Genomic DNA, 12,127 nt, shown 5'->3' with positions numbered 1-12,127 from the left:
GGCTAGCGGTTGAGTCTTGCCCAGGTCGCATCCAGCCCAGGCACATCCGTGCAGTTTTTTCGGCCCTCGATGGGGCCGTTTTGCGTGTGCGTTCGAAAAGGCGTTTTCTGACCGCCACTCCAACTTGAGGTTTGTATGTCTGCGCGTTTGCTGGCCATGGCGCTGGCGCCCTTGCTCGGGCTGTTCATCATTGCCCTGGGCAACGGCTTTATGTCTTCCCTTACCACCCTGCGCCTGGACGCTGCCGGCGAATCGGCAACGACCATCGGTATCGTCTCGTCGACCTACTTCATCGGCCTGACCCTGGGCGCCATCTTCAACGATCGGTTGATCCTGCGTATTGGCCATATCCGTGCCTACACCAGCTTTGCCTCGCTGATCGCTGCAACCATTTTGCTGCAAGGTCTGTTCTACGACACCACCTGGTGGTCGGTACTGCGCCTGATCAACGGCTGGGCGGCAGTGGGCGTTTTCCTGGTGATCGAAAGCTGGTTGCTGCTGGCCGGTGACGCGAAGATCCGTGGGCGCCTACTGGCGCTGTACATGATCGCGTTTTACGGCGCAGGTGTGATCGCCCAGGCAGGCCTTGGCGAAATCACCCAGTTGGGCGAAAGTGCCCCGTTCATGCTCGCCGGCATGCTGGCGGCGCTGTCGGTGCTGCCGATCGTGATTCTGCCGCGGGTATCGCCGCTGCTGGACCAGGTCGAGCCGCTCAAGCCTCGGCAACTGCTGGGCGTGGCACCCTCGGGGCTGGTAGGCTGCTTCGGCTCGGGTGTGGTGATTGCCGGCATCTACGCGCTGTTGCCGCTGTACTTACAGCGCATCGGCCTGGATGTTGGCGAGGTCGGCAACATGATGGCCTGGGTGATCCTTGGCGCCATGCTGCTGCAATATCCGGTGGGGCGCTGGTCCGACCGTAAGGACCGCCAGGATGTTCTGATCGCCTTGGCCGCGCTTTGCATGGTGCTGTCGTTGGTGACGGTGTTCCTGCCTTCGCATTCTGCGCTGCTGCCGGCGATGCTGTTCCTGCTCGGGGGCGGTGTGTTCGCCCTGTACCCTGTGGCGGTCAGCCATGCAGCCGACCGAGCGCCGTCCGATGCGCTGGTGCCGATGATCCAAGGGTTGCTGCTGATCAACTCACTGGGCTCGGCAATGGCGCCGTTGGCCATTTCGCCGGCCATGACTGAGTATGGCGAGGTAGGGCTGTTCTGGGCCTTTGCCGTGGTCAACCTGGGCATGGTGTGTTTCTTCCTCTGGCGGCGTGGTAAGCGGCCGGCCGCTGAGCACCCTGCGCCGTTCACAGCTTCGACCACCTTCTCACCGACCGGTGCCGAATTGCGGGTGACCGAAGACCTGATGCATGCGGCGCAGGAGCACCCACCGCTTCAGCCTGCACAGGCCAGTGAAACGGCAGCGCAGCCAGACGCCAGGTAGCCGAAGGGTCGCTGAAGCGTAACGCTGCCCGCTCAAGGTCGACCTTGCCTGAATTGGGGGCAGCCGCGAACACCGGGGCAGGCTTTGCAATCAGCCCCAGTATGAGGCGTTGTCACGAACTGGGCAGTGATTGCTACCGCCCGTCGCCTGTCGGGCACCCCTGGCACGCACGTGGGCCAAAGCAATGACAGATCATCCTTACAGGAGACGTGCCATGACCCGCGTTCACTCGATGTTGCTCGCCCTAGCCGTAGGCCTCGCCACCACGACCAGCTACGCCGCTACGGACATGACCAATACCGACAGCCACCCGAAAGTCGACGAGCGCGGCGGCAAGACCGCTGGCGAAGGTAGCAGCGTCAACAGCCCGGGTGGTACCAAAGACAACGACAGCAGCGACACCGGGAGCAACACCGATGCCGCCGATGGTGCAGCCGGCGGCTCGAACAGTACCGGTGAAGCCACAGGCTCCGGCGCAGGCCACAGCGGTGGTACCGCCGAAGACCAGGACAGCCGCTGACCGACTGCCCCTTGCCCGGCTCTGGGCGACTCTAATCACGAACACGGCCACTTCAGCGGGGTTCACCGCTGGGTGGCCGTTTCAGCTCCAGTATCGCGGTTCGTCGACAATCCTTGCGTGGGCTTCGAACAGCTCCGGCAGGCGTTCCTTGAGGTAGTCGATCCAGGTCCTGACCTTGGCGTCAAGGTAGTGCCGGGAAGGGTAAATGGCATAAAGCGCGTTTTCGCGCAGGCGGTACGGCGCCAGTAAGCGGCGCAGGCGCCCTTGCTCGATGGACTGGCTGGCGGTGTAGAACGGCAGCAGACCTATGCCCATACCCAGTTCGGTGGCAACCAGCATCGCATCCGCCACATTGGTCAGGAAGCTGTCGCGCGGAGCGATCACGCAATGATCCACGCCTTGGGGAAACACCCAATCACCTTCATGCATGGGATACGCCATGCGTAGGCAGCGGTGCTCGTGCAGGTCTGCCGGCCGCTCGGGCACGCCATGGTTTGCGAGGTAGCTGGGCGCGGCACAGGGAATACTGAAGATGGTGCCCAACGGTACTGCGATCAGTTGCGAGTCGGGCAAGGCCTGGTCAACGGTGATGACCACATCGTGCCCTTCTGCAAGGGGGTCGGGGTTGCGCTGGGACAGCGTCAGCTCTATCGCCACGTCTGGGTAGAGTGTGTTGTAGTCGGCCACCAGCGGCATCAGCAGCATGCCCAAACCATGTGGGCAGTGCAGCCGCAAGCGCCCCCGTGGGGTGAGGTGTGCCCCGCGCGCTTCTTCCATGGCTTCGTCGGTCAGCGCCATGATTTGCCGCGCCCGCTCCAGGAAGCGCTCGCCCGCCTCGCTCATGCGCAGGCGCCGCGTGGTGCGGTGCAGCAGGCGGGTCTGTAATTGGTTTTCAAGTTCAGCGACGATGCGCGACACCTGTGCCGCAGAGATGTCGAGGGCGTTGGCGGCTGCAGCGAAGCTGCCGCATTCCACTACACGGGCAAACGTACGCATGGCGTGCAGCATATCCATCGGGCCTAATTCCTCGATCAGTCGGATTCATACGCTCAAGGCAAGAATCTATCACGAGTTAGGGCATTTATTGAAAATCACCAATGAATGCATGAGGGCGCAACAGTGCAAAAGGAGTACGCCATGAAAGTTTCCATCGCTGTAGCCGCGCTGTCGTCGGCGCTTGCCTCATTCGGCGCGTTGGCCGGCTCATCCACGGGCGATACAGACGCCAAGCCGTATTCCTATGGCATGCCGCTGGATGTCGCCAAGGTGATATCGATCACCCCGGCCAGCAACGCGGCGCGCTGCCAGGTCGGTACGGCGCATATGGTACATGTCGATCACCAAGGCCAGGAACATGCCGTGGACTACCGGGAACTGGGCAACTGCTCGCAGCAGTGAATCAGGCCAGTACCGCGTTGATCCAGCCAATCTCCTGGGCGAAATCTTCCCGTTTTTCCGCCGGCACCGCTTCGCGTGCCCGCTCGAAGTTGGCCAGGCTTTGTTGTTTCTGGCGCAGCATGCGTTGCCATTTGTGCAAAAACGCCGGGTTTTTTTCGCGCATCAGCAGCGGCCCGAAGTACAACTCTTCAGCGCTGTAGGTCACCCCTTCGCCGGGCTCGGCGACGATGATTTCATAGTCGAAACGGTTTTCCCGCAGCAACTCCTCGCTAACGATCTGGTAGCCGTTGCGCATCAGCCACTCGCGCAGTTCGCGTTCATCGCCATTGGGCTGCAGGATCAGGCGCTCGGTGCCGTTGAGCCGGGCTTTACCACGCTCAAGAATGTCGCACATGGTTTTGCCGCCCATACCGCACAGGGTAATGGCGCTGATGCAGTCGGTAGGCTGCAGGGCCTCCAGGCCGTCGGCCAGGCGCACGGTCACAACCTGGGTCAAGCCGTTGCGGGCCACGTTGCGCAGGGCCGATGCATAAGGCACTTGCGCCACCTCCCCGGCTACCGCGGCGGTGATACCACCGCGCAGGGCCAGGGCCACCGGCAGGTAGCCATGGTCCGAGCCGATGTCAGCCAGACGCGCGCCTTGCGGTACATGGGCCGCCACACGCTCCAGGCGCATCGATAATGTCTTTTCGTTCAACACCAGCCCCTTGCTCAAAGTCGCCGGCGATTCTGACGGCCCAGGCGTGGTATTTCAATGCATACAGGCCCAACGGCTCGACCCTCGCGGCCTGCTCGCGTAGGCTTGCAGCTTTCCTTCCGTAGCAAGGCATGTACCCATGGCAGAGCTCATCTATACGCCCGATTCCGACGCCGACTCCATTTCCTCCGATGTAGCCCAGTACAATGGCATTCTGGTGACCACCCAGATCCCGACCAACCTGGAGGGTGACATCACTGAGCAGAGCGAAAGCATGCTGCATGCGCTCAAAGAGGCGCTGGAAGGGGCCGGCAGCGGTATGGACCGGGTCATGCACCTGACCATCTACCTGACCGACATGGCCGACCGCCCGGCCTTCAACGAGGTGTACCAACGTTTCTTCAGCAAACCATGGCCAGTGCGTGCGGCAGTTGGCGTGGCGGCCCTCGCCTATCCTGAGATGCGTGTGGAAGTCACGGCCATGGCGGCCAAACGTTAACCCGATTCGAACTGTGGCTGGGGCTTGGCGGTTTTGCCTCCCAAGCCCTTGAAGCCACCCACGCAGGACGCTGCATGCATTCCCCCTTTTTTCGCCGCAAGGCCCTGATTGCCCTGCTACCTGGGCTGTGCCCGCTCGCCCAGGCCGAAACCGCCAGCACCTTCAACGTGCTCGAGCCGGTGGTGGTCACCGGCACCTATGCGCCCAACCCCAGCTTCAACCTGCCCTACTCCATCGATACCGTGGACCGCCAGCAGATCGCCGATGGCCAACTGGGCGTCAACCTGTCCGAGGCGCTCAACCGCGTACCTGGGCTGGTGGTGCAGAACCGCCAGAACTACGCCCAGGACCTGCAGATTTCTTCACGTGGCTATGGTGCCCGCGCTGCCTTTGGCATCCGTGGCATCAAACTGCTCAGCGACGGCATCCCGGCCAGCACACCGGACGGGCAAGGCCAGGCCGCGTCGTTGAACCTGGATGTGGCTGACCGTATCGAGGTGCTGCGCGGCCCTGCCTCGGCCATTTATGGCAGCAATGCCGGCGGCGTGATCCAGATGTTCACCCGCGACGGCTCAGGCCCGCCCAAGGTTGGCGCCGAAACCACCGTCGGCAGCGATGGCTACAACAAGAACCACCTCTATAGTGAAGGCGGCACCGAGCAGGCAGGCTTCGTGCTCGATGCCTCGCGCATGGACACCGATGGCTACCGCGACCACAGTGCAGCGCGCCGCGACCAGACCTTCGCCAAGGTGCATGTCAAACCCGACGAGGACAGCCGTCTGGCGTTGGTTGTCAGCACCTTGGAGCAAAATGGCACTCAGGACCCTTTGGGGCAGACCTGGGAGGCCTATCAGCACGCGCCGCGCTCGGTCGCTGCGCGCGCCGAGCAGTACAACACCCGCAAGAGCATCCACCAGCAGCAGGTGGGCATGAACTATGAGCGCTACATTGGCGATGCCACTTTGCAGTTCAACCTGTATGGCGGCAAACGTAGCGTTATTCAGTACCTGTCGATCCCAAAGGGCACGGCTGCCAACAACCGTGGCGGCGGCGTGGTGGATTTCGACCGTGAGTTCCATGGTGGCACCCTGCGCTGGATCCAGCCGATCAGCGTGGCGCCCGGCAACCTGAGGCTGACGGTGGGTGCCGACTACGACCGCAGCCGGGACGACCGCCGCGGCTTTCAGAACTTCAGCGGCGACACTTTGGGCGTGAAGGGCGAGCTGCGCCGTAATGAACAGGACACCGCCACTAGCCTGGACCCTTACGTACAAGCGCATTGGGAACTCGAGCGCTGGACCGTCGATGCCGGCCTGCGCCACAGCAGCATGCGCCTGCAGGTAGACGACCGCTTCCTGGCCAACGGCGACGCCAGCGGTTCGAAGAAGTACCAGCGCACCACGCCGACGCTGTCGGTGATGTATGCCTTCACCCCGGACCTGCACGGCTATATCAGCGCTGGCAAGGCCTTTGAAACCCCCACCCAGGCCGAGATGGCCTATGCCCCTGGTGCACTGGAGGGCTTCAACTTCGGCCTTGAGCCGGCCACCAGTGTTCAGTACGAGCTGGGCTTGAAGATGCGGCCGGATCAACGCACGCGGGTCAACGCCGCCATATTCGAGATCCGCACCAAGGACGAGATCGTGGTAGCCGCCTCCACCGATGGCCGCACCAGCTACCGCAACGCCGGCAAAACCCTGCGCCGGGGCCTGGAGCTTGGCGTTGAACGCGAACTGAATGAGCAGTGGCAGGCCAACCTGGCCTTCACCTTGCTCGATGCCACTTATGATCAGGCCTTTACCCAAGGCAGCACGACCATCGACAAAGGCAATCAGCTGCCTGGCGTGCCGCGCAGCAGCCTGTTCGGGGAGCTGGTGTGGAAGCCTCGCGAGGGCGTCAGCATGGGCCTTGAAGGGCAATACCGGAGCAAGGTGTATGTCGAAGACACCAATGACCAGCATGCGGCGCCGGGATACGCGGTGTTCAACTGGCGCACGCGCTTGCAGCAGCAAGTCGGGCCTTGGACCTTCCACCAAGTGGTGCGCCTGGATAACCTGCTGGACCGTCAGTACGTCGGGTCGGTAATCGTCGGCGATGGCAATGGCCGCTACTACGAGGCAGCGCCGGGCCGGTCGTGGTACGCGGGGGCTGGGATGGAATATCAGTTCTAGGTGAAGAGCCCTTTGCGGGTGAACCCGCTTGTATGTTTCGACTTGAAGGGGTGGTGGGACTACCACCCGAGTCTGGCTGTTCAGAGCAGTAAAGACCGTGGGAGACATCGCCCCACCCCCTTCTATCATCACGATGACCGCGTTGAAGTTGTCAGCCTAAAAAATTCCAAGCTCGTAAAAAAAAATGGCTGAAGCCGCAATCGCCGAACACCGCCAGTGCTGTTGAGGCGACTAACAGCTATCTCATGGACTTAGCTGAGCTGGCCTATAGCTTGGGTTCCAGGTTTATGTCATCGATGACTTGCAACTGAGCAACCACCGGAAAAGCCATAGAGGCTGCTGCTAAGGGCCGCACTTGCACTCCCAATTGCGTCCAGTGCCCTGACACTCCAAAGACGCCACCCGTTCATCGTCACGCCGCCTCATCGCTGCCAAGCGAACGCCCTGCAGCCTCTAGCTCACCGCAACCACTACCTTCAGGGACCAAGCGAATATCCACACGACGATTCTGCGCTCGGCCCTTCAGGGTGTCGTTACTTGTCACCGGCTGACTGGCCGCGACACCCTGAACTGCAAAGCAACTGTCCGGGATATCGCCCATGCGCTGCATCCAGTCGCGCACTGCAGAAGCACGGGCACGAGAAAGATCAAGGTTCTTGGCCGCATCACCCCGCGCATCCGCGTGTCCCGTAATCACGATGAGCCAACCAGGCTGAGCCTTGATGCCCACCAGGGCATTGACCAGCAACCTGGTAGAGCCGGGTTTCAGTTCGGCGCTGCCGGGGTCGAACAGGTTTAGGCTGTCGAGCTGGATTGGCTCAGGGGCAGGAGGCTCGTTGACTTGTGTGGATGCCCATTGTTGCCACCCTAACCAACCCACAAATGCAATGGTGACCATCAGGGTCAGCAGCCACGGCAGCACAGCGCGCTTTCGCGCAGGATGCTCAACAACAAACGTATAGGACGACGGTGCAGGCAAAACAGAGGCGATATGAGGACTGACCGATGGTTCAGCAAACAATATCGATGGCTGAGACAAAAGCGGCATCGGCGCCGCCATGCTTCCAGATACGCGCTGCAGGAGGCTGACTATCTGGTTTCGAAACACCTGTAGCGAAACCAATGGCCCATGACCAAGGCGCTCCAAACGGTGCTCCAGCCGGTTCAACTCAACCATCAGCTCGCCCAACACCGCCGAACTTGACCTGCCCCATTCCACCCTACGAACCAAGGGATGCAACTGAGCAAACAGCCATGCCATGAGATCGAGGCGAGCTGATGCCTGTACTGGCCACAAGCGTGGCCACTGATCGGTCAGCGTAGAGAGCAGTGCCAGCCCTTCCGTCAAGCCCGCCGGCCCCGTGCGGTGGCTGCGCGCAAGCACGAACGCCACTGCTGTCTGCAGCTCAACCCCGTTCAGCTCGAAGAGCCGCAAGGACAACCCCTCGACCTTTGCCCAATCCACGTCTGGGCAGGCAGGATGATTGAGCTTCGCCAACTCACCGTGCAGCAGCTTGAACTCATCAAGGCTGCCCGGATCTGCGCCCAGGCGAACACGCATTTCAAAAAGCGCCGTCATCCGACCCCCTCGGTTGTCTGTCTAGTACTTGGGCAGGTAGCCTTCCTGCTTGAGGTGACGCACCACAGCCCGGCCCTCAGCCCCGAGTGTGGTGCCAAAGGTCACCCGGCCGCCGCCCTTGATGAGTACCTCAAGGGCGTATTCAAGGTGGCCAGGGCGAGACTGAGGTAGCAGCGCGATGCTCACCTCGGCCAGGCGTGGCTCATAACGACGCAAAGTTCGTGCGATGTCATGCATCAAACCATGGGCCGAGGCAGGTAACCCTTGCAGTATCGTGCCCATGTCCGGCAAGCCATAATCCGGCAGATGCGAGAGCGAACCGGCACGGCTGTTGAGAATGCGCTGGACATTTTCCAGCACCGAGAGGGTCAACTGGTCTTCTTCACTGGCCTGGTCCAGCTCCAACTCACCGCTGAAGTTCTGCAACAGGATCTCGTAGAGAGAGGGACTGGTCGGGAACATGCTCTCAGTCCTCTGCACGCGGTCGAAGCGTCAATCGGTTATCACCCAACTCAATCACGCGGGCCTGATCCGGGTCGAGGTCGTCACGGTCCAGCACAAGCCGCCACGTATCTTGCAGAACATCCGGACTTCTGAACAAAGCGACTACACCGACATACTTGGCTTCAGCTTGCAGTGGTGTATTGAGCTGCGCTGCCTCACCGGGCTTGATCACCACGACGCGCTGATCGAGCAGATCATCACGAAGCACTCGCTCGCCTTGCTTCACCAGTTCGTCATAAGTGGCGTTCTGCAACGCCTGGCTGCCCCTCAATTGGTAAACCCGCACCAGAACCGGGACCGACAGTCCGCTCATCTCTTGGGCATTGGTATTGATCGCTGACCGGCCATTGAAGTCCAGATGCAGCGTTCTGACTTGCTTGTAAAAAATTGCATGCGTGGTAGATGCCGTGCCATCCACCACCTTCTGTGCAAGACCACACCCACTCAATACACCAATCAGAGTGGACGCTGTGAAGGCCTTAAAACGCGTACGCCACATGCTGTACCTCTCTGCGGCAAGGGTTCAATTGCAGGCCTCGGTATCGGCCCAGATTGATCGTGATCGTGTCTTCTTGAGCCATTGGGTGAACGCCCTTTGCTCGTTTCAATACAGCAGTCATTCCCAGCATCGACTGGGTACGTCCCAATACCGGAACCGGGACCATTTCTCGCGCAATAATGAGCTGCAGCAGCGCTGTACAGCGCCAACCCAAATACACCTCCAGTAACACGCGCAGATCGGCGATCAGCCGACCATCGGGAAGCCACTCGCGCGCCTCATCCTGGTCCTCGGTACACAGCCGCAGGCGCAGTTGGCTGTTCGCATCGTGACCGACAGCACCTAACGGCATGCCTTGCCCCAGCATCACCGGACGCTCGGGCGAAAGACTGGCAGGCTGCGCAAGCGGTACTCTCTGCGGCCAATGCCCAGTCACCTGCACCTCTGTCTGCGGCGCCAGCAGTTTCACCAGTGCACTAATGCCCTCGGCGTTACGCGTGGGTAGACGCATCACACTGAGCAAGGCCAGGAAACGTGACATGGGGGTGGCAATGCGCGCGGCCGTACCGGGGACACCCAGTCCGATCAAACCCAACAAGCACTGTGATGTGACATCGCGCCCGCCCGGCTCGAACGTAGCCGGGTAGGAATACTTGCGCCAGATTCGGTAGAACTGCGTGAATATCCGGTGGTTGAAGATGTCGAGGAAATGTTCTAACGCCTCATGGCCTTCGCGCCGTTGGGCGATATCGTCCAGATAGGCCGTTGGCAAAGGAGAGTCGACCCCATACAAACCCAGCACTCGAGTACGCACCGTCAAGGGTTGGTCAGGAAACGCCTCATCGATTTCGAGGCCCTTCAACTCACCTGCCGGAAATCCCATTCCAGGGTCCGGGCGGAACCGAACCCGGTCGTCGCCCGGGTGCGCTGTACTCCCCAACGGTGGCTGTTCGTCCAGCACCTGCTCCAGTACTTGGCAAAAGCGGTAGACATTCGCCGTTGACGCCTGCTCCGCCAGTACTTGGAGAATGCCCTCTGCCTTCAACCGGGAATACGCTGACTGTGATGTTCGCTCCATCGCAGGCTCCTCCCCGTTGGTTGCAGCATCATGGTCAGCTGCGTGCACAAGTGAATATCCGCATACAGGGCGAAGAACCGGCTGAGCATTTCACCGAACAGGTAGATGTCCCCCTCCCCCGAAAAACCATTGCTATCGACAGTCACCTCGATATCCACGCCTCGTAACAGAAAGCCCTTTTCGAATCGCTGAATTAGGTGATGCTTGACGTCGATAATCGCCTCCAAGCGCCGTCGATTCGTTTCGCTACCTGTCCATTCATACAAAGCCAGCGTGCCGCGCAGTACTTCAGCACTGTTGAGCATCGGCAGAAAATTCGATCCAAGGTGACTGAGCACACGCCAGTGGAAACGATCACGGTTTGGCGGGTAACACGGCAGGGTCGGCGCAGTCAGATTGCGTACGCGCAAGCCTGCCTGTGTGGACTGCGCCGCTGAATCGAGCAATGTACTGCGCAGTGCTTTGCGCGGAAGTTGACCATTGGTACCGGTCAGGCGCAGCGACAGGCTTTTGCGCCTGAGCAGAACATCCTTGTCAAAGCCCTCCCCACCGAGAATCAGCCACGTGTCATGAAGGCCATTGGCTCCACGCCTCAGGCGCGTATGAAAGTAGCGTTCGGGGGCTTCGTCGCGCAGCATCCCCCCTTTGTGGCGGAAGCTACTGAAAGGCACATAGTCCTGACGCACGCTATCTTTTGCCCCTGAAACCCTGTCGACCGAATAGATCTCGGTATGACCGTCCTGCAAGCGCATTGGCCTGAGCAGATACTCATTCTGCAGGGGGTCCAAGGTGAGGGGATCCGCTTCCAGTGCAAACAGGTTAATCACTGGGACAGCGTGCAAACGAATGTGCTCTGCTGTGGGCGTGGCAGCATGTGACCAGGACTCGCCGAGCACGACTTCAAGCTCGAACCACGGCGAGCCCGCAGGCAGCGTTATCGACTCCAGGCCGCAGAGCGTCACGAACATGAACTTCTCTCGGAACGTGAAGTACTCAAGCAGCAATTGATAACCGCTGAACGCACTCTCGCCCTTAGGCCAAAGCCGATCGTCTTCAGCAAAGCCCTTGGGCTTGAAATACCCTGCGAATCCTTGCCGATCCGCTCTGCCCGGCACGCGCACATAGAGCGACTGCACGTTCAAGGTCAGCGCTTGATGCAACACACTGGCAAGCGCGGCATCGGCATTCAGATACAACGGTATCTGCGCGAGGTCCAGCTGATGCCCATCGACCAATGTTCCACATGCAAATCGTAGGCGCAGAACAGCACATCCGTGTGGCTCATGATCAAGGCGCACGTTATCAAGCTGAAGTGGCCGCAGCGTCAAATCCTGCGTGGTCGAGTAGCGACATCGAGTGCGATGCTGCCCCACCGGCTGTGACAGCACCTGAAAGCCACTTGCGACCACCTCACTGCCTTTCATCTGACTGACATCAGGCATCAGTTCAACGATGGCCAGCGAGGGTATGGTGCGTAAGTAATGCGGCCATAACAGGCTGACCAACCCCTCTGTCAGCTCAGGCAAGTCGTCGTCCAGTTTTTCGCGTAGACGCCCCATCAAGAATGCGAAGCCCTCGAACAAGCGCTCCACATAGGGGTCTTCAGCGCCGGGTTTATCCAGATTGAGTTGCGCCGCGCGGTCTGGAAATGCCTGGGCAAACTCTTTGCCCGCTTCGCGCAAGTAGCGCATTTCAGCGTCGAAGTAACGCAGGGTTGGATTGTCCGTAGTCAAAACAGATTCCTGATC

12 protein-coding genes and 1 pseudogene are annotated in these 12,127 nt (G+C 60.5%); 6 read left to right on the top strand and 7 right to left on the bottom strand.

All coding sequences use genetic code 11. The annotated features are described in order from the left end of the window. Window positions 1-135 precede the first annotated feature (135 nt). Both HU725_RS10835 and HU725_RS10830 read left to right on the top strand, forming a co-directional pair. Window positions 136-1,434 carry an MFS transporter gene (locus HU725_RS10835; RefSeq protein ID WP_060476451.1) on the top strand — a complete coding sequence of 433 codons (1,299 nt, stop codon included), beginning with the start codon at window positions 136-138 and terminating at the stop codon, window positions 1,432-1,434. 214 nt (window positions 1,435-1,648) lie between these two features. Further along, complete coding sequence (locus HU725_RS10830) at window positions 1,649-1,954, top strand: hypothetical protein (RefSeq protein WP_060476452.1); 306 nt, start codon at window positions 1,649-1,651, stop codon at window positions 1,952-1,954. Window positions 1,955-2,035: 81 nt separating this feature from the next. On the opposite strand, the gene HU725_RS10825 is transcribed toward HU725_RS10830, so the two are convergent. After that, window positions 2,036-2,968: a LysR family transcriptional regulator gene (locus HU725_RS10825; protein WP_186477207.1), complete on the bottom strand. Its 933-nt coding sequence runs from the start codon at window positions 2,966-2,968 to the stop codon at window positions 2,036-2,038. Between the two features lie 123 nt (window positions 2,969-3,091). Between HU725_RS10825 and HU725_RS10820 the strand changes: the two genes are divergently transcribed. Continuing rightward, window positions 3,092-3,352: a DUF2790 domain-containing protein gene (locus tag HU725_RS10820; protein WP_186477206.1), complete on the top strand. Its 261-nt coding sequence runs from the start codon at window positions 3,092-3,094 to the stop codon at window positions 3,350-3,352. Between the two features lies 1 nt (window position 3,353). Here HU725_RS10820 and HU725_RS10815 read toward each other — a convergent pair whose 3' ends face one another. After that, on the bottom strand, window positions 3,354-4,049 hold the full coding sequence (locus tag HU725_RS10815; RefSeq protein WP_186477205.1) for a tRNA (adenine(22)-N(1))-methyltransferase: 696 nt from the start codon (window positions 4,047-4,049) through the stop codon (window positions 3,354-3,356). 139 nt (window positions 4,050-4,188) lie between these two features. Between HU725_RS10815 and HU725_RS10810 the strand changes: the two genes are divergently transcribed. From HU725_RS10810 to HU725_RS23035, 3 genes and pseudogenes are all read left to right on the top strand, one after another. Then, the gene (locus HU725_RS10810) at window positions 4,189-4,548 is read left to right on the top strand and encodes a RidA family protein (protein WP_186477204.1); all 360 of its coding nucleotides are present in this window, start codon (window positions 4,189-4,191) and stop codon (window positions 4,546-4,548) included. 74 nt (window positions 4,549-4,622) lie between these two features. Then, complete coding sequence (locus HU725_RS10805) at window positions 4,623-6,719, top strand: TonB-dependent receptor family protein (RefSeq protein WP_186477203.1); 2,097 nt, start codon at window positions 4,623-4,625, stop codon at window positions 6,717-6,719. 126 nt (window positions 6,720-6,845) lie between these two features. Further along, window positions 6,846-7,047 (top strand): annotated as a pseudogene (locus HU725_RS23035) (IS110 family transposase); the annotation flags it as partial. A gap of 84 nt (window positions 7,048-7,131) precedes the next feature. Here HU725_RS23035 and HU725_RS10800 read toward each other — a convergent pair. Genes HU725_RS10800 through tssF form a run of 5 tightly spaced genes read right to left on the bottom strand, consistent with a single transcriptional unit; the run spans window position 7,132 to window position 12,112 of the window. Next, window positions 7,132-8,298 carry an OmpA family protein gene (locus tag HU725_RS10800; protein WP_186477202.1) on the bottom strand — a complete coding sequence of 389 codons (1,167 nt, stop codon included), beginning with the start codon at window positions 8,296-8,298 and terminating at the stop codon, window positions 7,132-7,134. 21 nt (window positions 8,299-8,319) lie between these two features. Next, window positions 8,320-8,760, bottom strand: a complete 441-nt coding sequence (gene tssE / locus HU725_RS10795) for a type VI secretion system baseplate subunit TssE (protein WP_186477201.1) — start codon at window positions 8,758-8,760, stop codon at window positions 8,320-8,322. Window positions 8,761-8,764: 4 nt separating this feature from the next. Further along, entirely contained in the window at window positions 8,765-9,301 is a 537-nt protein-coding gene (gene tssJ / locus HU725_RS10790) for a type VI secretion system lipoprotein TssJ (protein ID WP_186477200.1), read from the bottom strand. Next, a complete protein-coding gene (gene tssG / locus HU725_RS10785) occupies window positions 9,282-10,379 on the bottom strand; it encodes a type VI secretion system baseplate subunit TssG (protein WP_186477199.1) in 1,098 nt (365 codons plus the stop codon). The genes tssJ and tssG overlap by 20 nt, the downstream gene beginning before the upstream one ends. Continuing rightward, window positions 10,343-12,112, bottom strand: coding sequence for a type VI secretion system baseplate subunit TssF (gene tssF / locus HU725_RS10780; protein ID WP_186477380.1), 1,770 nt, complete (start codon window positions 12,110-12,112; stop codon window positions 10,343-10,345). Before tssF ends, tssG begins: the two co-directional genes overlap by 37 nt. Window positions 12,113-12,127 lie beyond the last annotated feature (15 nt).

The sequence above is a fragment of the Pseudomonas promysalinigenes genome, assembly GCF_014269025.2.
Taxonomy (GTDB): Bacteria; Pseudomonadota; Gammaproteobacteria; order Pseudomonadales; family Pseudomonadaceae; genus Aquipseudomonas; species Aquipseudomonas promysalinigenes.
This window is presented reverse-complemented; position numbering and strand designations above follow the sequence as displayed.